This window comes from Rhodococcus sp. MALMAid1271, from assembly GCF_049195265.1.
Taxonomy (GTDB): domain Bacteria; phylum Actinomycetota; class Actinomycetes; order Mycobacteriales; family Mycobacteriaceae; genus Rhodococcoides.
Genome location: NZ_JBMIRQ010000108.1, coordinates 320,270 through 342,488 on the forward strand (window position 1 = coordinate 320,270; position 22,219 = coordinate 342,488).

Sequence of the window (22,219 nt, forward strand, 5' to 3'; positions counted from 1 at the left end):
GAACGAGCGCGGGATGTGCGGACCCACGATCGATATTCAATGACGACTCAGTCTCCGCGGCTGACGCACCGCTCTGACGACGATGGTGGGAGTGGGCAACAGGCCCACTCCGCACTCCACTACCTCCAGCTTGCCAGCACCCATCCGAGTCAGGGAAGCCCGGTCTCGTTCGATCTCTTCTCCGGCGCTCGATCCCTTCAGAGCCAACATCCGCCCGTTCTCGTGAACGAGAGGAAGTGACCACTTGGCAAGCTTCTCCAACGGTGCCACGGCTCTCGACGTGACGACGTCTGCACCGCCTGCTTCCTTCTTGACCCCCGGTTGTTCGGCGCGGCCGCGAACGACCAACACGTCCAGATCATGCTCGTCGATGAACTCGGCGAGATACACCGTCCGGCGAAGAAGCGGCTCGACGAGCGTCACGCGCAGATCGGGTCGGGCAATCGCCAACGGGATCCCGGGCAACCCCGCACCGCTTCCGATATCCACCACGGTCTCACCTTCGTCGATGAGCTCACCGATCGCGGCACAGTTGAGGATGTGACGCTCCCACAATCGTGGGACTTCACGCGGTCCGATGAGTCCCCGCTCGACACCAGCTGTCGCGAGCGAGTCGTGATATCTCCGCGCCAACTCGAGCCGATCCCCGAAAACCTGCTCCGCGACGGCCATCAGCTGGTTGCTATCCGAGGGTTCTTGTTCCACGTGAAACATCTTCCCGTGCCCAGACTCGGATCGCCAAACGACAACGCTGTAACACCGGCGCGCCGTCCCATTTCTGCCGCCGAACGGCGATGCCGGTGCACCAGAGAGTCCACGACGGATGACCGGTTCGGTCGGCCGGCGACGAGACCGGTCCTCGTACGCAATCAGCCACTCGCGCTCGAACAGACACAGAGTCGGCGCCGCCGGGCAACGAGCTTCCGACCAACGGGATCCAACCAACCGCCCATCCCAAGGGGTCGAGACACGGACCCGGATCCAACACGCACACGATGGGGCACTACCCACAGTCGGTCATGTGGTTCGGAGTCTGGGCACTTGTTTCACGTGAAACCGAACGACGCGATCCTCGACAACGGATCGACGCCGGCGGACCGAACCCGGGGATGAGAACAAAGCTCTGGGGCACCGATTGTTCGGCGTCCGTCCGACGCGAACCAGTCGACGGGGGACCGGATGACGGCAACGCCGTTGCCCCGCCCGTGCCAGCGTTCTGATCGCCGCTCCACTCGACGTTCACTCGGTGTCGAGCGTCGCTCTCTCGATCGATTCTGGAACTCTGCATCGGCTACGGGCTCGATTGGACGGCCACCGGTCTGTTGCCGGTCCGCGCACAACTCCGCATCGTCTGCCTCCGAGAAACTCGGCAGTGTCGCGTTGGAGCTTGACCGTCCCGGTCAACGTTTCACGTGAAACGTAGCGGACCGGGAAAGCCATGTCGCCCGGCTGCCAGACCGACTCGCGTTAGATCGCTGTCCGCCGGGCGAGGACCGACGTCCTGCGGTCACGGAATCGCAGCCGATTGATCCGATCACCACCCCACGGCGGAACACTGTTTCACGTGAAACCGACGTCCACCGGAGAGCACCAGAAGTCGACACGCGTCCACGGTCGACAGGTGCCGGTCGAAAGGAACCAAGCCGAACAGGAACCAGCCGATGAAGGTGCTGTCGAACCGGGCGGGTCGATCGAGGCGTTGGGCCGTTCCTCGGTCACATCAAGTACGAGTCGGCACTTACTCCCTATTCCGGTGATCGAGAAGTCCAGATGCCGACACCAGATCCGACCTAGCGCTCACAGGTGTCTTATCACCCAGGCACAAGTTGCAGACCCGATCGTCGATCTCCACGGATCCGCCGCCACGCCCGGATTCTGGGTTCCACGTTGCTCCGCGCGCTAGGTCTGGTGACCGACGTCTTCGCCTCACTGTCACGGTCGTCCCTCCGTGAACGTCTGAACGCAGCAGGCTCTGAGAAGAGTTTCGGCATCAGGGGTTATGAGTGGGAGACGGGTTGATCGCCGGCGAAGTCGACCCGGAACGGCCTCGCTATCGGATGACCACTGGCGCCACCCCCGCGTCGCGACGCGATACAGCACGGGCGGCTTGCTGGGCTCTACTGAAGCTGGAGTGCGGTGGACCGACCGACCCGACTCCAAGCACGTCCGAGTCCGGGCGCATCCGACTCCGGGCACCTCGAACCCCGATCTCCTCCGACCGTGTCTTCATCCGGCTATGCACGACTGAACGGATTCCTGTGCGTCGACGCCGAGACCGCGTACCCCCGCCTAGCCGTCTGCCGTTGTTTCACGTGAAACTTCGTCCGACCCGCTCGGCAACGGCGTCCCACTTCTGAACTCGAGACCGGCCTGGCTACCGTGACCGCGCGCCCACACAAAACTTGGCCGCCACCACCGGACAGCACACACACGTCCTGTCAGAATCGCCGAACTGCGAGTCCACACACCAGCCCCCCTCGAGTCGCTCGCCGATGCAATGCGAGCCACCTTCCCCGAGCAGATCCACGTCGCCGGGGAGACGAGCCGAGGTCCTCGGTCAGCGTCGAATCCCCACAGCGGGATGGCCGCATCCCGCGTGGCATCGCGCACGGGATTGTGGCGTTGGAACCACAACGTCGAACAACACAGCAGCCAAAGAACACAGCACCCGGGCATCACCCGCGCAGGCATCACCACACTGCCGGTTCAGCTCAATTCTTGCGCGCACCCCCAGCAACGGATAGCTCTCCAGAACCTCGCGCCACAGGTACAACGGAGAACCGCGTCCCGCACCACGTGAACCCAATCTAAACCGAGCCGCGCCCGCTCACACAGCTTGGCATCCTGCCGATCGAGACTCAGGCGACCAACAGATTCGTTCATAGCGTCCAACCGAAATCCGTCGGGATCCACCGTGCAGCGGGTCCGTTCGCGTCCGTCGACAGTTCTGGTGTTTCACGTGAAACAACCGATCACGTACATCGGGTGAAACAGAAAATCAGGGGAAAAATGACGTCACAGTGACGAAAGACCCTACTATTCGCATGTCCCGCGAATTCGGGCCGAACAGAACAACATGAATGTAATTTTGCCCGGGCAGTGAACTCCCGAAACAGCAAACAAATCCACCATGACCCCGTCGAAGCGGCCTGGCAGCCGAGAGTGGAACCGCCCGGACGGCTCGGTAGCGGGTGCCCGTTTCGAGAGGATTTTGAAAGTCTGCACCCGTTGCGACGCTGAGCGTCGCACAGTCCCCGACGGAACGTGATGCGTCGAGTGCACGAGGTCATCGTCTCGGCTGCTCCTGAGTTAAGGCCGCGCATCTGGTACGGAATGCCTGCCTACGCCAAGTCAGCGAGTACGCCGGCACTGATCTCGTTGCGCAACGACGAACTGATGAATCTGAGCGTCACAGAAAAAGCGGCATTCGAGCCGGCCGGTTGGCCCAGATGGCCTTCTTTCGCCGGCAGCGTGGTATCTCGACCACCTCGACGAGACCACCGAAGCACGCATCAGTGAGATCGTTCGCTCCGCGGTGCGATAGCACCGTTGCGGGCTGTGTTCGGGGTTCACCGAGCACACACCGGGGCAGCCCCTCATACAACTGCTCCCCGGGAGTCGAGACTGTATCCACAGTCCAACTTCCGGGGAGCAGTTCGCAGTGAGGTCCGCCGACTTCAGAACACCACCGACTTCAGAACACCGTCACGCCTTGACGACGACGACCCGTCGGGATGGCTCGACGCCGGTGCTCTCGCTCGCGACGCCGTCGATCTTGGCGACCGCGTCGTGCACGATCTTCCGCTCGAAAGGAGTCATCGGAGTCAGCTCTTCGCGCTCACCCGATTCCAGCACACGCCGCGCGGCTTCCGCACCGAGGTTGCCGAGCTCGGTGCGCCGGCTCGCACGCCATCCCGCGACATCGAGCATCAGTTTGCTGCGCTCACCGGTCGACTGCTGAACGGCCAAACGGGTCAGTTCCTGCAGCGCATCGAGAACCTCGCCTTTGCGTCCGACGAGTTTGGCGAGATCGTCCCCGCCGTCGATGCTGACGATCGCCCGATCACCCTCCACATCGAGATCGATGTCTCCGTCGAAATCGAGGACGTCGAGCAGCTGCTCGAGGTAATCCCCGGCGATCTCACCTTCTTCGACCAGATAGTCCTCGTCGTCCTCGTCGTCGTCATCATCATCATCGGACGCCTGCACGCCGGCCTTCTGTCCGGTACTGGAGTCCGCAGCGACTGCAGCTGGTTCCTCGACCACGGAACTCTCGTCCGAATCCGCGTCGACCGCACTGAGCTGACCGGTCTCGACCATCACGTCATTCACTCCATCCCCGGAAACCGCATCGCCTGTGTTCTGTGCTTCGTCGTTCTGAGCTTCTTCTACGTCCGCTGCCATGTTCGTCCTTCTCTCGACGTGTCGGTCAGCGCCGCTTGCGCTTGGTCGACTTGTTCCGGTTCCCCTGCGGTCTCGGCTTGACCGGGGACGACGCGCCGCTGGAAGCACCCGAGGTGTCGCCACCGCCGGCCTTCGTGGCCTCGTCCGCCGGTGCCATCTTGGACAGCTTGGGGCGGGCACCCGGCTTCGGCTTGGCGGTCGATACCGGCTTCACACCGGGCTTCGGCGCATTTTCGGAACGCTTCTCGACTGCAGCGGCAGCCTTGGCTGCTTCCTCCCTGTCGATCTTTCCGAAGACCAAGTGCTGCTGAGCGTAGGTCCAGGTGTTGTTGCTCACCCAGTACAGCAGGATTGCGATCGGCAGAAGGGCACCGAACACCAGTACGCCGAGCGGGAACACGTACAGAGCCAGCTTGTTCATGATCGCGGACTGTGGGTTCGCCGCAGCAGCCGCGCTCTGGCGAGCCACGGAGGCACGCGAGTTCAGGTGGGTCATGATCGCGGCAATGATCATCAGTGGGATCGACACAGCGGCGATGACCCACGTTTGCGGAATGGATGCGTTCGGGCCCACCGCGAAGGCGTCCAGCTGCTGCTGAGGCATGGTGATCCACGCCGAGATCGGGGCGCCGAACAGTCGCGCGTCCAGGAACGACTGCACATCCGAGACATCGAAGGCGTAGTTGGCCAGCTGGCGGTTCTCCTCCGGGGTCAACCCCAGCTGACCGATACCGGTACCGGTCCGGTTGAACGACCGCAGCACATGGAACAAGCCGATGAACACAGGTGCCTGGGCCAACACCGGGAGGCAACCCATCAGGGGGTTGAACCCGTGTTCCTTCTGCAGCTTCTGCATCTCGACGGCCATTTTTTGCTTGTCTTTGCCGTACTTCTTCTGCAGCGCCTTGATCTGCGGCTGCAACTCCTGCATCTGCCGAGTGGTGCGCACCTGCTTGACGAAGGGCTTGTAGAGAATCAAGCGGAGCGTGAAGACGAGGAAGACGACGGACAGCGCCCAGGCGAAGCCGTTGCTGGGATCCTGGAACACAAAGCCGAACACCTTGTGCCACACCCAGAGAATCCAGGCAACCGGGTAGTAAATGAAGTCGAGCACGGCTCTATGTACTCCTCTGTTCTTCCACTCGCGCGAGATCGTGGTGTTGTTCAGGTTCGGTCAGCTCGGTGACGGTCGCGCGCCACCTACCGGGCTCGGGCACGGGGTCCCACCCTCCAGAGTGCCAGGGGGCACATTTGAGGAGACGGACGACTGCCAGCAACGAGCCCTTCACAATCCCATGTGCCTGCAGAGCATCGATGGCGTACTCACTGCAGGTGGGGAAGAAACGGCAGGTGGGAGGGCGCATCGGGGACACGTATGTCCGGTACAACCCGATGCAGCGGATGAGTGTACGAGCAGGGATGGAACGAAGGTTGCCCATGAATGTCATGACGGCGGACCCTTCGGAGCTTCGAGAAGACCGAGCTTCTTCATTCCTGATCGCAATTGAACGAGTAACTGTGCCGAAGTCGCGTGCGCGGCGCCTGGCAGGGCACGAATCACTATGTCGGTGGACTCGGGGAGCTCACCGATGACCTCGCTACAGATATGCCGAAGCCGGCGCGCAACTCGATGACGAGTTACGGCCGGCCCGACTGCCTTGCTGACGATCAATCCGAAGCGTGGACCCCGAATGGTCGATGCAATATCCGGTTCGTCACGCACAACGGCGTGGACGACCAGATCCGATCGACCCATTCGGCGTCCTCGACGCACCGCGACGGAGAAATCACGTGCTCGGTGTAGTCGATTCGGCTCAGGAAGCATCCCGAGCTCCAAGCTTCGGACGAACGGATATCAGGCTGTGAGTTCTTTACGGCCCTTGCCGCGACGTGCGGAAACGATTGCACGACCCGCACGGGTACGCATACGAAGACGGAAGCCATGAACGCGCGCGCGGCGGCGATTGTTCGGCTGGAACGTCCGCTTGCCCTTGGCCACGGTCAACACTCCTCGAGATTCGACGACGCCGATCGGTCGGCGCCTGCTGTAAAGGTTCTTCAGCGAGTTCGGATGAACTTGCTAGCCTCCCGAGCGAGTAATCCGAGTGAACACAGACTGTAAGCAGCCAGCAAGCATCGGCCACCTCGCTATTGGGTGACTGTTCGAGAGTACTGATCGAGCCATCGGTGGTCAAACTCGCTCCGCACCGGTCCACGTCGTCGTTCATGCACAGGCTTCGCCGATCGCCTCGCACCCGGAACGTCGAATCGATTGCGATGGGTCCATGGCACGCAGTCACGTCCTCCGATCACAGGACAGACAATTGCCATCGGTGCAGGTCAGACTCATGGGATCGCGGTAGCACGGAGGGTCGAGCGAGGCGGCGTCACATCGGTGTCGTTTATCCACACCTGTGGATAATTGTGTGGAAACACAGTTCAGGTGGCATATTCGTACCTTGCGGGGTCCACCCACGGGCCCTGGTCTCGGCCGCAGCGACGCACGATCGACGACGTTATCCGAGAACGCGACGACGCGGGTGAAAACGGATGCGCGATATTCGTGCGTCGTGCCGCACGAGACCAACGCTTTACTACGGAGGAATCGACGTGAACGACGATCCAGATGCGCTCACGCGCATCTGGCCCGAGGTGGTCGCGGAACTCACATCCGACCGACACAGTGGGTCTCCGCTGACCAAGGGCCAGAAGGCTTGGCTCGCCCTGGTCGAACCTCTGACGTTGACGCAGGGATTCGCCTTGCTGGCGGTACCGTCGACCTTCGCTCAGGAAGCGATCGAACGAGACCTGCGAGAGCCGATTCTCGGTGCTCTCGGACGACACCTCGGCCAGGGTGTCGAGGGTCTCGGTGTCCGCATCTCCGCTCCCGAGGACGAGAAGGCCGATTCCGAGCGGTCCGCCTACCCCGACGCGGTCAGCTCGCCCACGTACCGGCGGCGCATCCTGACCAGCCGAGACGACGAGCCTTCGGACTCCGAGACTGCCGATTACGAGGAAGTCGACGACGAGCGCGAAGCACTGGCCAGCGTCCAGAACTCGTGGCCCACCTACTTCACCAAGCCGCCCGAGTCCTCGCCGCCGTCGTCCGGCGCCAACAGCTTGAACGCGAAATACACCTTCGACACCTTCGTCATCGGTGCCTCCAATCGCTTCGCTCACGCCGCCGCGGTGGCCATCGCCGAAGCACCTGCTCGCGCCTACAACCCACTGTTCGTGTGGGGTGCATCGGGGCTGGGCAAGACGCACCTGCTGCACGCGGCGGGACACTATGCCCAGCGTCTGTTCCCGGGTATGCGGGTCAAGTACGTCTCCACCGAGGAGTTCACGAACGACTTCATCAACAGTCTTCGTGACGACCGCAAGGTGGCATTCAAACGCCGCTACCGCGAGACCGATGTGTTGCTCGTCGACGACATTCAGTTCATCGAAGGCAAGGAAGGCATCCAGGAGGAGTTCTTCCACACCTTCAACACCCTGCACAACGCGAACAAGCAGATCGTCGTCTCCTCCGATCGGCCCCCGAAACAGTTGGCGACGCTGGAGGAGCGGCTCCGCACGCGCTTCGAGTGGGGTCTGATCACCGATGTGCAACCACCCGAGCTCGAGACGCGTATCGCGATCCTGAGCAAGAAGGCTCGGATGGATCGACTCGATGTGCCCCATGATGTTCTCGAACTGATCGCCAGCCGCATCGAACGCAACATCCGTGAGCTCGAGGGCGCCCTCATTCGTGTGACGGCGTTCGCATCACTCAACGGCCAAGCTCTCGACCTGACGCTGGCGGAGGTGGTACTGCGTGATCTCATTCCCGATTCGTCGAGCCTCGACATCAACGCGGCCACGATCATGGCTGTAACGGCCGAGTACTTCAACACCTCCATCGAGGACCTCTGCGGCCCGGGAAAGGCCAGGGCATTGGCCATGGCCAGGCAGATAGCGATGTATCTCTGCCGCGAACTGACCGACCTGTCGTTGCCGAAGATCGGGCAGACGTTCGGTCGCGATCACACCACGGTGATGTACGCGGACAAGAAGATCCGCAAGGAGATGACCGAACGCCGTAAGGTCTACGACCAGGTTCAGGAGCTCACCGCACGGATCAAGCAGCGCTCCAAACGGTAGGGCTGATCGGCACCCCCACCGAGTGGACACGGCACCGAAACCCATCGCGGGTTCGGTGCCGTTGTGCGTTCACGGACGCGATCGCCGCCGATCTCCGGGACGATGTCGACCGCGATTTTTCAGGCACCGACCATTGATGCACACCTGTGGATAAGCATGTGGACAACATCGAAGTTCTGGGGATGGAGTGTGGGCGCCTGTGCACCGATGCGATTCGTCCACAGGCAGCCGGTTGTCAACCGCACATTGGTCCCGAGTTCATCCCCACGACACCACGCCCGGCCACCAGCACAGGACATGGTCCGTGCACAGATTCCACAGGACCTACTAATACTTCTGTTTTCTCCTTGAAAGAACTTCTTTGAAAACAGGTGTTGGGGAACGATCCGTTCACAGGCTCTGCCGGATCCCCGAATTGCAGGTTCCGCGGATGCTGCGAGCTCGTGCCCGAGCTTTCAACTTCGCTTCCGAGGGCATACGGTGTGCTTGCGCTGGATGTGCCAGACTCGTCGTTGCATCGGTTCGAGCCGCAACGATCGAGGTTGCACGGCTGGCCGTGAAGACCGACGCCACCGAACGAGAGGAAATGCCGAGCGATGGAGCTTGGAAGTTTGAAGTTTCGCGTTGCTCGTGAAGATTTTTCCGATTCCGTGGCGTGGGTGGCCCGTAGCCTGCCCTCTCGCCCGCCCGTTCCTGTCCTCGGTGGAGTTCTTCTCGCTGCCGACGAGCAGGGGCTGACGGTTTCGGGATTCGACTACGAGGTGTCCGCGCAGGTCAAAGTATCGGCCGAAGTCGCCACCGCGGGCCGAGTCCTGGTCTCGGGCAAGCTACTTGCCGATATCACCAAGTCGCTGCCGAACAAGCCGGTCGACGTGACGGTCGATGGAACTCGGGTTCTGATCAACTGCGGGAGCGCGAAATTCTCGCTGCCGACGATGCCGGTCGAGGACTATCCGCAGCTCCCCGAGTTGCCCAGCCAAACCGGTTCGCTGGCAGGTGACGTGTTCTCGGAGGCCATCGCCCAGGTCGCCATCGCCGCAGGCAAGGACGACACGCTTCCGATGCTGACCGGTATCCGCGTCGAGATCGAGGGCACCAACGTCGTTCTCGCGGCCACCGATCGCTTCCGCCTGGCCGTTCGCCAGGTGGACTGGACCCCCGCTGGTGCCGACACGACCACCGCGGTGCTGATTCCGGCCAAGACCCTGTCCGAGTCGGCGAAGACTCTCGGCGGCAACGCCGGCTCGCCCGTCGAGCTCGCTCTCGGTTCGGGATCGTCCATCGGCAGCGACGGCCTGCTCGGCATCGTCAGCGACGGGCGCCGTACCACCACCCGCCTGCTCGACGCCGAATTCCCGAAGTTTCGTCAGTTGCTGCCCGCCGAGCACACCGCGGTGGCCACTCTCGAGATCGCGCCGCTCGTCGAGGCGATCAAGCGTGTTGCCCTCGTCGCCGAGCGCGGTGCCCAGGTGCGCCTCGAATTCAACTCCGAAGGGGTTCTGCTCTCCGCAGGCGGTGACGACGCAGGTCGCGCCGAGGAGGCTCTGCCGGCCGATTTCCAGGGCGAAGCACTGACCATCGCCTTCAACCCGGGATATCTGATCGACGGCCTGTCTTCGCTGCACAGCGACAAGGTCACCTTCGGGTTCACCACTCCGAGTCGGCCCGCCGTGTTGCGTCCGACCTCGGACGTCGAGCTCGTGGCCGACGATGCGGGCAAGTTCGCGGCGCCGGAATCGGAATACACCTACCTGCTGATGCCGGTCAGGCTGCCGGGCTGATCCCTTCCTGGTTACTGTTGAACGGGCGGGAGTTCCGCACCGGGTTCGTGGGGCACACCGCGAATCCCCACCTGACACAGACAAGGACGCCTCATCATGCAGCTGGGCTTGGTCGGTCTCGGAAAAATGGGCTTCAACATGCGCGAGAGGCTGCGCGAGCACGGGCACGAGGTGATCGGCTACGATCCGCGTCCCGAAGTGACGGACACTCCGTCGCTGGCAGGCCTGGCCGAGGCGCTCACGGCGCCTCGGGTGGTGTGGGTGATGGTTCCCTCCGGCAAGATCACTCGCGACACCGTGAATGGACTCGCCGATGTGCTCGAGCCGGGAGATCTGGTCATCGATGGCGGAAACTCGCGATTCACCGATGACAAGCCCAACGCAGAGCTGTTGGACGCCAAAGGAATCGGCTACATCGATGCCGGTGTGTCCGGTGGCGTCTGGGGACTGAAGAACGGCTACGGGTTGATGGTGGGTGGTCAGGACGATCACGTCGCCCGCGCGATGCCGATCTTCGACGCCTTGCGTCCCGAGGGTGAGCGCGCCGACGGTTTCGTCCACGCGGGGCCCGTCGGTGCCGGTCACTACTCGAAGATGGTGCACAACGGCATCGAATACGGATTGATGCAGGCATACGCCGAGGGATACGAGATCCTCGAGGCCGAAGAATTGGTGCAGGACGTGCAGGGAGTGCTGCGGGCCTGGAGCAAGGGCACGGTCGTGCGGTCGTGGCTACTCGATCTTCTGGTCGAAGCCCTCGGTCAGGATCCCGAGTTCAGTGAGATCTCCGGATACACCGAGGATTCCGGTGAGGGCCGGTGGACCGTCGAGGAAGCAATTCGGCATGCTGTTCCGGCTCCGGTGATCTCGGCGGCATTGTTCGCGAGATTCGCTTCCCGACAAGAGGATTCGCCCGCCATGAAGGCCGTTTCCGCGTTGCGCAATCAGTTCGGTGGTCACGCGGTCAAGAAGGCGGACGCGGACGAGACCCTGCGCGCGCCCGCGCCGAAGCACACCGAGTAAGTGTTCGTTCGTTCGCTGCAGCTCCACGATTTCCGATCCTGGGACGACGTCACGGTCGATCTGGGACCGGGATCGACCGTGTTCGTCGGACCGAACGGACACGGCAAGACGAACTTGCTCGAGTCGCTGAACTATCTGTCGACGCTGTCCTCGCACCGCGTGTCGACCGATGGGCCGATGATTCGGGCGGGTGCGTCGAACGCGGTGATCGGTAGCGCGGTGGTCAACCACGGCCGCGAGCTGATCATCGACGTGGAACTGCTCGACGGCAAGGCGAACAAGGCTCGGATGAATCGCTCGCCGGTGCGCCGTCCGCGCGAGATTCTGGGCGTGCTGCAGAGTGTGTTGTTCGCGCCGGAGGACCTGTCGTTGGTGCGCGGTGACCCCGGCGAGCGTCGCCGGTATCTGGACGAGTTGCTCACCACCCGGATACCTCGAATGGCTACTGTCCGTGCCGATTACGACAAAGTTCTCCGGCAGCGATCGGCATTGCTCAAGACCGCGAGTGGGTCTCTGCGGAGAGGTTCGGCATCGAGTGACGGTGCCAGTGCCCTCGCAACTCTCGATGTCTGGGATGGCCACCTGGCGGGGCATGGAGCTCGATTGCTCGCTGCGAGAATAGGTTTGGTGCACGAGCTGCTTCCCTTCGTGCAACAGGCCTACAGTTCGATCGCCCCGCAGTCCCGGCCGGCAGGTTTCGCTTATCGCTGCAGCCTTGCCGAGGCGCTACCACCGGAGTTCTCCGATCCGGATCGGGCGCCTGAGCCCGACGATATCGAGGTTCTGGAAGCTGCTTTCTTGCACCGGCTTTCGGTGATGCGGCAGCGTGAGATCGAGCGCGGAGTGTGTCTGGTCGGCCCGCATCGGGACGATCTCGAGTTGATGCTCGGTGATCAGCCGACGAAAGGCTTTGCCAGTCATGGCGAATCGTGGTCCTACGCATTGTCGTTGCGACTCGGATCGTTCGGGTTGTTGCGGGAGGACGGCACCGACCCTGTTCTGATGCTCGACGACGTGTTCGCCGAGCTGGATCGGAAACGGCGTGCCGCGTTGGCCACAGTTGCCGCCGGCGCCGAGCAGGTGCTGATCACCGCTGCGGTACCGGAGGACGTCCCACCCGAGCTCGAGGCGCGTCGCTACGGCGTCGAAGCCCAACAGGGATCGGAATCCGGTGCTGCAGGACGTATCTCGCGCATCACGGATCTGTCGAACAGCACCGTCGGTGCGCTGTCCGAGGGCGAGGGCCGATGAACGACGAGATGGAGCCGGCAGAGCCGGAACAGACCCAGGAACTGAAAGGTGTCGATCTGGCGCGCCGTGCACTCGAGGATGCGCGTGCCGCGGCCAAGGCCAGTGGTAAGTCGGTGGGGCAGGGACGGTCCTCGCCCACAGGTGGGGTGCGTGCACTGCGGGGGCGTCGCCGACGGGGTTGGTCGGGAGCGGGTCCCGACGACCGGGATCCGCAGGCGCTGGGTGCGCTGGCGAACTCCATCGCGTCCAAGCGGGGTTGGTCGGCGAAGGTCTCCGAGGGTGCGGTGCTGGGGCGCTGGTCGAGTGTCGTCGGTGAGGACATTTCCGCCCATGCCGAACCCACGGGTCTGTCCGACGGAGTACTGAGCATCTCTGCGGAGTCCACCGCGTGGGCGACGCAGCTGAGACTGATGCAATCTCAGATCCTCGCCAAGATCGCCGCGGCGGTCGGTCACGGTGTGGTGACGTCACTACGGATCACCGGACCGACGACTCAGAGCTGGAGGAAGGGTGAGCGTCATATTCGAGGAAGGGGCCCGCGGGATACGTACGGATAGTGACACGTACCAATGTCCTGTTCGCATACCAGCTGGTCCAGGTGATCCTCAACAGACGTTGCGTGCTGTGTTGCTGTGAGATGGTCTATGTGCGTAGCGTGATTCCCGACACGTAACGGTCCGGGGGACCGATTACCTGTTCGGCGTGCCATCGACGAGGAGATTTCAGTGTCTGCACCCACGAAGAAGACTTCGACAGCAGCCGTCGACGTCGACGGAACCCCCGAAGACAGAGTCGTTCTGCATGCTCGCAACGTCGAATTCGACTGGAACTCGCTGCCGCTGCACTACATGGACGGCAATCCTCTCGCGACCCATCTGATCAACGTGATGCACCTACTTCTTCCCGAAGGGGAGGAGTGGTTCGTGCGTACGTTCAAAGAAGCGCTGCCGCTCATTCACGACGACCAGCTCCGCGACGATGTCATCGGTTTCATCGGTCAGGAAGCCATGCACGCGCAAGCACACACCGAGGTCCACGATCAGCTCCGAGCACACGGCATCGATGTCGATCCGTACGTCGACCAGATGAAGTTTCTCTTCGGCCGAGCTCTCGGAAACAGATCCGGCCACGGCCAGAACAGCCTCGTCGAACGGCTCGCACTGATCGCCGCCGCCGAACATCTGACGGCGTTTCTGGGCGATTGGGTGCTCAATGCCACCGAATTGGACGAGGCCGACGTCGATCCGGCCATGTTGGACCTGTTGCGTTGGCACGGTGCCGAGGAGGTCGAACATCGTTCGGTCGCCTACGAGGTGATGCGGTATTTCGATGTTCGCCCGACCCGCCGAATCCGCACGTACGTCGTCATCGCACCGACTCTCGTGTGGTTCTGGGGACGTGGTGTTCGATTCCTCATGGATCGAGATCCGACGTTGGCGCACCTGTCTGCCAAGCAGCGCAAGCCGTCGTTCCGGGAATTTCGGAAGGTGACCAAGGCTGGGCTGTTTCCGAAGCCGATGGCGATCACGAAGGCCTCGTTGCGCTATTTCAAGAGCACGTACCACCCCTCCCAGGAAGGTTCGACGGCTCAGGCTGTGCGCTACCTGGCCACCTCGCCGGCAGCTCGGTCCGCCGATCGATGACCAAACGTGGGTTGCGCAGCAGGCTCGGCACCATGTCGAAGATGGTGGAGTCGTTTCGGGTCGGGCGCACCATTCCGAGGAACCTGTACGGCAGGGACGAGCCGGACCAGACCGTGTCTCTGGTGACCGATGCATTGGACAAGTGGTTCGCTCTCCTCGACGACGGCGACTACGACCCGTCGTTCGCGGCGCCTCCGGTGGTACGCACTCATGCGGCGACACTGATCTCGCGTGAGGTGCTGTGCGCCGACGAGGAAGTGGTGAAACTGACGTTCGCAGCCGTCGACGGTTCGGCTCTTCCGGCGTGGGCGCCAGGAATGCACCTGGATTTCTATCTGCCGTCCGGACGTCGTCGGCAGTACTCGTTGTGCGGCGAACCCGATGCCGATACCTATTCCATCGCTGTCCGTCTGGTGCGCGACGGCGGCGGCGGATCGCCCGAGATGCACAACCTGCAAATCGGTGACGAAGTGGCAATTCGGGGTCCGCGCAACGGTTTTCCTTTCGTACCCTCCGAACATGCCGTGTTCGTGGCCGGCGGAATCGGGATCACCGCCATCATCTCGATGGTGCGTCGCGCCCGAGAGTGCGGGATGGACTGGCATCTCGTCTACTGCGGCCGCACCCGTGAATCGATGCCGTTCCTCGACGAGATCGAGAGCTGGGAACCCGATTGCGTCACCATAAGGACCGACGATGTGGACGGCATGCCGTCGAGCATGGATCTGCTCGGTAACGCCGTCTCGGGTGGTTCGGTGTACGTGTGTGGGCCACCCCCGATGATCGATCTGGTTCGGGCGTCGTTCGACTCGCTTCCGGCCACTCATCTGCATTTCGAGCGCTTCTCGCCACCGCCGGTGAAGAACGGTCGAGAATTCGAAGTGCAGCTCGTGGACTCCGGAGACATCATCACGGTCGGTTCGGAAGAGACTGCGCTACATGCCATTCGGCGTCTCAAGCCGGACATCGCGTATTCCTGTCAGCAGGGCTTCTGCGGTACCTGTCGGGTTCGAGTGCTGAGCGGAACACCGCAGCACCGCGAGAATCGACTCACGGCCGAGGAACAACGTCACGAGATGCTGATCTGCGTATCCCGTTCCGAAGGCGAACGGATTGTGCTCGATCTCTAGCCGAGCCGCAGGTTTTACCCTCCATATTTGTCGTCCAGCATCGAAAAAATGCGTCTGTGGAGCATTCAGGGGCCTTTTAGGGGTGTCATCGTGCCCATGCTGTCAGTGGCAACCAGTACTATGGACCGGTACGAGAGAAGCCCGGAAAAACGCACGGACTCGGACTCGGTCGAGACGACCGTGCCCGCTCCTGCGGTAGCACCCTCAGGGGTGTGAGCGGGGTAGTGGACGCGTAGAAGGAGAACCAGCTAACCGTGGCTGCCCAGAAGTCAGGTAACGACGAGAACAGCAAGGACTACGGCGCTTCGTCCATCACGGTCCTCGAGGGACTGGAAGCAGTTCGTAAGAGGCCTGGTATGTACATCGGTTCCACCGGTGAGCGAGGCCTGCATCACCTGATCTGGGAGGTCGTCGACAACTCCGTGGACGAGGCCATGGCCGGCTACGCCTCCACCGTGGATGTGACCATCCACGAGGACGGAAGCGTCGAGGTCAAGGACGACGGTCGAGGAATTCCCGTCGCACTCCATGCCTCCGGAGTTCCCACCGTCGAGGTCGTCATGACCCAGCTCCACGCGGGCGGCAAGTTCGACTCCGACTCCTACGCGGTGTCCGGTGGCCTGCACGGTGTCGGTATCTCGGTGGTGAACGCGCTCTCGACCAAGGTCGAACTGACGATCTTGCCGCGCGACGGCAATGTGTATCAGCAGACGTACGACTACGCGAAGCCCGGCCCGTTGGAGATCGTGGGCAAAACGGAGGGCCAGGGCACCACCGTTCGCTTCTGGCCGGACGGCAAGATCTTCGAGACACTCGACTTCAGCTTCGAGACCGTCCACCGCCGGTTGCAGGAGATGGCGTTCCTGAACAAGGGACTGACGATCAACTTCACCGACGAGCGGGTCGCAGCGACCGACGCGACCGAGGAAGAACTCGCCGAGACCGCCGAGGCACCCAAGACGGCCGAGGAGGAGCAGGCCGACGCGGCCGCCGCCAAGCCCGCCAAGGTCCGCAAGCGGACCTACCACTATCCCGACGGTCTGGTCGACTACGTCAAGCACATCAACCGAACCAAGACCGCTATCCACAACTCGGTCGTCGGGTTCACCGGTAAGGGTGAAGGCCACGAGGTCGAGATCGCCATGCAGTGGAATGCCGGCTACTCCGAGTCGGTGCACACCTTCGCCAACACCATCAACACCCACGAGGGCGGTACCCACGAAGAGGGCTTCCGTACCGCGTTGACCTCCACGGTGAACAAGTACGCGATCGAGAAGAAGCTGGTGAAGGAAAAGGACGTCAAACTCACCGGCGACGACATCCGCGAGGGCCTGGCCGCAGTCATCTCCGTGCGCGTGGGCGAGCCACAGTTCGAGGGCCAGACCAAGACCAAACTCGGTAACACCGAGATCCGCTCGTTCGTCCTCAAGGCGTGCAACGAGCATCTCTCGCACTGGTTCGAGTCGAACCCGGCCGACGCCAAGACCATCATCAACAAGGCGGTGTCCTCCGCACAGGCTCGGATGGCCGCGCGTAAGGCACGAGAGATGGTGCGCCGCAAGAGCGCAACCGATATCGGTGGACTGCCCGGCAAGCTCGCCGATTGCCGCTCAAACGACCCGAGCAAATCCGAGATCTACATCGTGGAGGGCGACTCCGCAGGCGGTTCGGCCAAGTCGGGTCGAGACTCGATGTTCCAGGCGATCCTGCCGCTGCGCGGAAAGATCATCAACGTCGAGAAGGCCCGGATCGACCGTGTCCTCAAGAACAACGAGGTCCAGGCCATCATCACGGCCTTCGGCACCGGCATCCACGACGAATTCGACATCACCAAGCTGCGCTATCACAAGATCGTGCTGATGGCCGATGCCGATGTCGACGGTCAGCACATCTCGACGCTGCTGATGACGTTGCTCTTCCGATTCATGCGACCGTTGATCGAGAACGGCCACGTGTACCTGGCCATGCCGCCGCTGTACAAGCTCAAGTGGAGCCGCGGCGAACCGGACTTCGCATACTCCGATCGTGAGCGCGACGGGTTGCTCGAGGCCGGCCTGGCCAACAAGCGCAAGATCAACGTCGAAGACGGCGTCCAGCGCTACAAGGGCCTCGGTGAGATGAATGCCAAGGAGCTGTGGGAAACCACCATGGACCCGTCCGTGCGAGTGCTTCGGCTGGTGACGCTCGACGATGCGGCCGCTGCGGACGAACTGTTCAGCGTGCTGATGGGCGAGGACGTGTCCGCACGCCGCAGCTTCATCGCGCGCAATGCGAAAGATGTTCGCTTTCTTGACGTTTAGTTACTTCCCGGGCGCATCGACGTGTTCTCTCGGTGTGCCCCGGTGACCGTTTCTCGAGGAGATTTGTATGTCTGACATCACCGAACCGCCGGTAGGACCCCCGCCGGGTTCGACCACCAACGCCGAGGGTGGAGATCGGATCGATCCGGTCGACATCCAGCAGGAAATGCAGCGCAGTTACATCGACTACGCGATGAGCGTCATCGTCGGGCGCGCCCTGCCCGAGGTTCGTGACGGCCTCAAGCCGGTGCACCGTCGGGTGCTCTACGCGATGTACGACTCGGGATTCCGTCCCGACCGCAGTTACGTCAAATCCGCACGCCCCGTTGCCGAAACGATGGGTAACTACCATCCCCACGGCGACACCTCGATCTACGACGCACTGGTGCGTCTGGCACAGCCGTGGTCGATGCGGTACCCACTGGTCGACGGCCAGGGCAACTTCGGCTCGCGCGGCAACGACGGTGCAGCAGCCATGCGATACACCGAGGCGCGGTTGACCCCGCTCGCCATGGAGATGTTGCGCGATATCGACGAGGAAACAGTCGACTTCATCCCCAACTACGACGGCAAAACCCAAGAGCCGACAGTACTTCCGTCGCGGGTACCGAACCTGTTGATGAACGGCTCCAACGGTATCGCCGTCGGTATGGCCACCAACATTCCTCCGCACAACCTGCGCGAACTCGGCGACGCGGTGGTCTGGGCTCTCGACAACTTCGAGGCCGACGAGGAAGCCACCCTGGCGGCCTGCATGGAACGCGTCAAGGGCCCCGATTTCCCGACCCACGGACTCATCGTCGGAAGCCAGGGCATTCAGGACGCGTACTCCACCGGTCGCGGGTCCATCCGGATGCGTGGCGTCGTCGAGATCGAAGAAGATTCCAACGGCCGCACCACGATCGTCATCACCGAACTGCCGTACCAGGTCAACCCGGACAACCTGATCACCTCCATCGCCGAGCAGGTCCGCGACGGCAAACTCTCCGGAATCTCGAAGATCGACGACGAGTCCTCCGATCGCGTCGGCATGCGGATCGTGGTGACGATCAAGCGCGATGCCGTCGCCAAGGTGGTGCTCAACAACCTCTACAAGCACTCGCAGCTGCAGACGAGCTTCGGTGCCAACATGCTCTCGATCGTCGACGGTGTTCCTCGAACGCTGCGGCTCGATCAGATGATCCGCCTCTACGTCGCCCATCAACTCGACGTGATCGTGCGCCGCACCAGGTACCGGTTGCGCAGAGCAGAGGAACGGGCCCACATTCTGCGGGGTCTGGTCAAGGCGCTCGACGCCCTGGACGAGGTCATCGCCTTGATCCGGGCATCTCCGACGGTCGACGACGCACGGCAGGGCTTGATCTCGTTGCTCGAGATCGACGAGATCCAGGCTCAGGCGATCCTCGACATGCAGCTGCGGCGCCTCGCCGCCCTGGAGCGTCAGAAGATCATCGACGAGTTGGCCGAACTCGAACGCACGATTGCCGATTTGCAGGACATTCTGGCCAAGCCCGAGCGGCAGCGGCAGATCGTTCGGGACGAGCTGTCCGAGATCGTCGAGAAATTCGGCGACGACCGTCGTACCCGCATCATCGCCGCCGACGGGGACGTCAACGACGAGGATCTGATCGCCCGCGAGAACGTGGTCGTCACGATCACCGAGACCGGATACGCCAAGCGCACCAAGACCGATCTCTACCGATCGCAGAAACGCGGCGGCAAAGGCGTGATGGGGGCCGGCCTCAAGCAGGACGACATCGTCAGCAAGTTCTTCGTCTGCTCGACGCACGACTGGATCCTGTTCTTCACCACCAAGGGCCGCGTCTACCGAGCCAAGGCGTACGAGCTGCCCGAGGCGAACCGAACCGCACGCGGACAGCATGTCGCGAACCTGCTCGCCTTCCAGCCCGACGAACGCATCGCGCAGGTCATTCAGATCAAGACCTACGAGGCCGCTCCCTACCTGGTGCTCGCCACCAAGGGTGGTCTGGTCAAGAAGTCGCGACTGACCGATTTCGACTCCAACCGCAGTGGCGGCATCGTTGCCGTCAACCTGCGCGGCGAGGACGAACTGGTCGGTGCGGTTCTGGCGTCCTCCGAGGACGATCTGCTGCTCGTGTCGGCGCAGGGTCAATCCATCCGGTTCTCCGCCACCGACGAGGTACTGCGACCGATGGGCCGTGCTACATCCGGTGTGCAGGGCATGCGATTCAACGGTGAGGACGAACTGCTCTCCCTCAACGTCGTCAGTGAGAACAAGTTCCTGCTGGTCGCGACGTCGGGTGGCTACGCCAAGCGCACTGCGATGGAGGATTACCCGCAGCAGGGCCGCGGCGGAAAGGGAGTACTGACGATCCAGTACGACCCGAAGCGTGGCACGCTTGTGGGAGCTCTCATCGTCGACGACGAGGACGAGCTGTACGCCATCACCTCCAGCGGTGGCGTAATCCGGACCGCTGCCAAGCAGGTTCGGAAGGCCGGCCGACAGACCAAGGGCGTGCGGTTGATGAATCTCGGTGAAGGCGACACACTGCTCGCAATCGCGCGCAATGCCGACGAGATCGAGCCGGATGCCGTGGGCACCGAAGACGATGCATCGAAGGAGTCGTAAGTGAGCACTCCCAATCGGCCTGGCAGCAGGCCAGCCCCCAGCGGCGGAACGGATGATCGGGACGCCACGCGGGCCGAGCAGCCTGCGCGTCCCGCGCCGCCCGAGGGAACTCGTCCGGGTGCCCGCCCACAGCCCGCCAGTCGACCGGCACCGGCTGCGGGTCGCGGATCGGCTCCGCAAGGGAGCCCTCGTCCGCCGGTTCGGCCTGCGCAGGGTGCTCCCAACGGACCGGCGCGGCCGGCTCAGGGGCCGCCCCCGCCGCGGCCACCAGCTCCCAGTGGTCCGCCGTCCTCGTCGGGTCAGGGTGGCGCCAAGCAGGGCCCGCCTGCCCCTCGCCCCGGTCAGGCCGGACCCCCACAGGCTCAGCCAGGGGCGGGTCAACCCGATGGCGGTCGACAAGCGAGCGGCCAGCCTCCGCAGCGGCAGCCGGCCGCCGGTCCGCCACCGTCTCGCCCCGCACCACCGCGTCCCGCTGCACCCGACGAGACCACACGCACGCCGGAAGGATCGAGCGAGCAAGCTCGTCCGGCACAGCCCGAATCTGCGCCGGATCGTGCTCGCGAGACTGCGAACCCCGCGGCTACTCAGGCGATGCCCGCTCAGCAGCGCGACGCTCCACAGAGTGATTCCGGGACTCCGCCGTGGCAGCGGGGTGCCGGCCAGCGACCTGTGTCGCAGGGCACGGACGACCGGAAGCAGCCTCAGAATCAGCCGCAGACCAATCTCTCCGGCCGGGGCGCAGCGCTCCCTACGAACGCGGAGTTCGACCGCTCGGCGCACACCACGGCCGAGCCGAGCCAACGCGAGGCACCCGAGGACAAGACCGAGCGGCGTGAAGCGGCTCGATCGAAAGCTGCGGGCATAGACGGACCGACTCGCCATATCGAACGCAAGGATCTGGCGAAGGACATGCCCGATCTGTCCGCCGTTCGGCATCCCGAGCCCGCCCAGTCCGACCGCGCAGTGCCCACCGCCATCGGGGCGATGTCCCATGGGGACGACACTCCGCTTCGTGCGACCGTCCAGATCCGCAAGATCGACCCGTGGTCGACGCTCAAGATCGCGCTCGTCATCGCGGTGTCACTGTTCTTCGTGTGGATGGTGGGAGTCGGGCTGCTGTACGCAGTGCTCGACGGCATGGGCGTCTGGGACCGGCTCAACAGTGCCTTCACCGAGATCGTCAACGAGTCGGGCGACGGCGGCCTCGTCAGCGCCGGGCAGGTGTTCGGCTACGCCGCGGTGATCGGTGTGATCAATGTCGTACTCTTCACTGCTCTCACCACCATCGGGGCGTTCATCTACAACCTGTCGTCGGACCTGGTCGGTGGCGTCGAAGTGACACTGGCAGACCGCGACTGACCTGCATCGGCGAGAGCCGTATCGGGCCGTTTTGGAAGACAGCGACCCGATACGGTAATCTCATCCCTCGGTTCGAGGAGAGAAAATCTTCGAGCCGAAGCAGTGATGAGGGCCTATAGCTCAGGCGGTTAGAGCGCTTCCCTGATAAGGAAGAGGTCGGAGGTTCAAGTCCTCCTAGGCCCACACCGAACGAACGAAAAGAGGCAGGACGTGAAAATCCTTCTTCTCGTCGCATCGGCGGTGATCGCAGTGCTGACAGTATCCAAGGTGCGCTCCACGCGCAGCTCGGACGGCGTCTGGCACAGCATCCCCACCGCGTGACAATCGCTCGGAGTGGACGTGTAGAGTTCGTCCACGATCACCCGCAACACCCGGGGCCTTAGCTCAGTTGGTAGAGCGCTGCCTTTGCAAGGCAGATGTCAGGAGTTCGAATCTCCTAGGCTCCACAATAAAAAGGACGTCCACTTCGGTGGGCGTCCTTTTTCGTTCCCTCCCCGGGTACCCAAGTCCACTAGATGTGACATCGACCCCCGAAAAGTCCACTCGATGTGACATTGAGTGCCCACCGGAGACG

The 22,219-nt window shown here is 62.9% G+C and carries 16 protein-coding genes and 2 tRNA genes; 12 read left to right on the top strand and 6 right to left on the bottom strand.

Annotated features, from left to right (window positions below):
- Window positions 1-36: 36 nt before the first annotated feature.
- The 6 genes from rsmG to rpmH form a co-directional block, all read right to left on the bottom strand.
- A complete protein-coding gene (rsmG, locus tag ACOQFP_RS19280) occupies window positions 37-714 on the bottom strand; it encodes a 16S rRNA (guanine(527)-N(7))-methyltransferase RsmG (RefSeq protein WP_206491570.1) in 678 nt (225 codons plus the stop codon).
- Between the two features lie 2,991 nt (window positions 715-3,705).
- Complete coding sequence (locus ACOQFP_RS19285; RefSeq protein WP_241257156.1) at window positions 3,706-4,404, bottom strand: protein jag; 699 nt, start codon at window positions 4,402-4,404, stop codon at window positions 3,706-3,708.
- Between the two features lie 25 nt (window positions 4,405-4,429).
- Window positions 4,430-5,518, bottom strand: coding sequence for a membrane protein insertase YidC (yidC, locus tag ACOQFP_RS19290; protein WP_421585229.1), 1,089 nt, complete (start codon window positions 5,516-5,518; stop codon window positions 4,430-4,432).
- A gap of 4 nt (window positions 5,519-5,522) precedes the next feature.
- Window positions 5,523-5,852 (bottom strand): membrane protein insertion efficiency factor YidD, encoded by a 330-nt coding sequence (yidD, locus tag ACOQFP_RS19295; protein ID WP_206491365.1) that lies wholly within the window; start codon window positions 5,850-5,852, stop codon window positions 5,523-5,525.
- Window positions 5,849-6,229, bottom strand: coding sequence for a ribonuclease P protein component (gene rnpA / locus ACOQFP_RS19300; RefSeq protein ID WP_421585230.1), 381 nt, complete (start codon window positions 6,227-6,229; stop codon window positions 5,849-5,851). The genes yidD and rnpA overlap by 4 nt, the downstream gene beginning before the upstream one ends.
- A gap of 30 nt (window positions 6,230-6,259) precedes the next feature.
- On the bottom strand, window positions 6,260-6,403 hold the full coding sequence (rpmH, locus tag ACOQFP_RS19305; RefSeq protein ID WP_026347786.1) for a 50S ribosomal protein L34: 144 nt from the start codon (window positions 6,401-6,403) through the stop codon (window positions 6,260-6,262).
- A gap of 611 nt (window positions 6,404-7,014) precedes the next feature.
- Here rpmH and dnaA point away from each other — a divergent pair.
- From dnaA to ACOQFP_RS19365, 12 genes are all read left to right on the top strand, one after another.
- Window positions 7,015-8,547: a chromosomal replication initiator protein DnaA gene (dnaA, locus tag ACOQFP_RS19310; RefSeq protein WP_206491361.1), complete on the top strand. Its 1,533-nt coding sequence runs from the start codon at window positions 7,015-7,017 to the stop codon at window positions 8,545-8,547.
- Between the two features lie 596 nt (window positions 8,548-9,143).
- Window positions 9,144-10,328, top strand: a complete 1,185-nt coding sequence (dnaN, locus tag ACOQFP_RS19315) for a DNA polymerase III subunit beta (protein WP_206491359.1) — start codon at window positions 9,144-9,146, stop codon at window positions 10,326-10,328.
- 96 nt (window positions 10,329-10,424) lie between these two features.
- Window positions 10,425-11,351 carry a phosphogluconate dehydrogenase (NAD(+)-dependent, decarboxylating) gene (gnd, locus tag ACOQFP_RS19320; protein WP_206491357.1) on the top strand — a complete coding sequence of 309 codons (927 nt, stop codon included), beginning with the start codon at window positions 10,425-10,427 and terminating at the stop codon, window positions 11,349-11,351.
- Entirely contained in the window at window positions 11,352-12,602 is a 1,251-nt protein-coding gene (recF, locus tag ACOQFP_RS19325; protein WP_206491355.1) for a DNA replication/repair protein RecF, read from the top strand.
- Window positions 12,599-13,159, top strand: coding sequence for a DUF721 family protein (locus tag ACOQFP_RS19330; RefSeq protein WP_206491354.1), 561 nt, complete (start codon window positions 12,599-12,601; stop codon window positions 13,157-13,159). Before recF ends, ACOQFP_RS19330 begins: the two co-directional genes overlap by 4 nt.
- 168 nt (window positions 13,160-13,327) lie before the next feature.
- Window positions 13,328-14,245, top strand: coding sequence for a metal-dependent hydrolase (locus tag ACOQFP_RS19335; RefSeq protein WP_341244575.1), 918 nt, complete (start codon window positions 13,328-13,330; stop codon window positions 14,243-14,245).
- Window positions 14,242-15,375: a PDR/VanB family oxidoreductase gene (locus ACOQFP_RS19340; protein ID WP_421585231.1), complete on the top strand. Its 1,134-nt coding sequence runs from the start codon at window positions 14,242-14,244 to the stop codon at window positions 15,373-15,375. Before ACOQFP_RS19335 ends, ACOQFP_RS19340 begins: the two co-directional genes overlap by 4 nt.
- 254 nt (window positions 15,376-15,629) lie before the next feature.
- Complete coding sequence (gene gyrB / locus ACOQFP_RS19345) at window positions 15,630-17,675, top strand: DNA topoisomerase (ATP-hydrolyzing) subunit B (protein WP_421585232.1); 2,046 nt, start codon at window positions 15,630-15,632, stop codon at window positions 17,673-17,675.
- Between the two features lie 67 nt (window positions 17,676-17,742).
- Window positions 17,743-20,286: a DNA gyrase subunit A gene (gene gyrA / locus ACOQFP_RS19350; RefSeq protein ID WP_206491349.1), complete on the top strand. Its 2,544-nt coding sequence runs from the start codon at window positions 17,743-17,745 to the stop codon at window positions 20,284-20,286.
- Between the two features lie 591 nt (window positions 20,287-20,877).
- Entirely contained in the window at window positions 20,878-21,645 is a 768-nt protein-coding gene (locus ACOQFP_RS19355; protein WP_421585233.1) for a DUF3566 domain-containing protein, read from the top strand.
- Window positions 21,646-21,754: 109 nt separating this feature from the next.
- Window positions 21,755-21,828 (top strand) — tRNA-Ile (locus tag ACOQFP_RS19360).
- A 190-nt stretch (window positions 21,829-22,018) separates the two neighbouring features.
- A tRNA-Ala gene (locus ACOQFP_RS19365) sits at window positions 22,019-22,091 on the top strand.
- Window positions 22,092-22,219 lie beyond the last annotated feature (128 nt).

Bases quoted from the DNA above. Each gene is read 5' to 3' on its own strand.
- rsmG (WP_206491570.1), bottom strand. From the start codon at position 714: ATGTTTCACGTGGAACAAGAACCCTCGGATAGCAACCAGCTGATGGCC.
- ACOQFP_RS19285 (WP_241257156.1), bottom strand. From the start codon at position 4,404: ATGGCAGCGGACGTAGAAGAAGCTCAGAACGACGAAGCACAGAACACA.
- yidD (WP_206491365.1), bottom strand. From the start codon at position 5,852: ATGACATTCATGGGCAACCTTCGTTCCATCCCTGCTCGTACACTCATC.
- rnpA (WP_421585230.1), bottom strand. From the start codon at position 6,229: ATGCTTCCTGAGCCGAATCGACTACACCGAGCACGTGATTTCTCCGTC.
- dnaN (WP_206491359.1), top strand. From the start codon at position 9,144: ATGGAGCTTGGAAGTTTGAAGTTTCGCGTTGCTCGTGAAGATTTTTCC.
- gnd (WP_206491357.1), top strand. From the start codon at position 10,425: ATGCAGCTGGGCTTGGTCGGTCTCGGAAAAATGGGCTTCAACATGCGC.
- ACOQFP_RS19330 (WP_206491354.1), top strand. From the start codon at position 12,599: ATGAACGACGAGATGGAGCCGGCAGAGCCGGAACAGACCCAGGAACTG.
- ACOQFP_RS19340 (WP_421585231.1), top strand. From the start codon at position 14,242: ATGACCAAACGTGGGTTGCGCAGCAGGCTCGGCACCATGTCGAAGATG.
- gyrA (WP_206491349.1), top strand. From the start codon at position 17,743: ATGTCTGACATCACCGAACCGCCGGTAGGACCCCCGCCGGGTTCGACC.
- ACOQFP_RS19355 (WP_421585233.1), top strand. From the start codon at position 20,878: ATGCCCGCTCAGCAGCGCGACGCTCCACAGAGTGATTCCGGGACTCCG.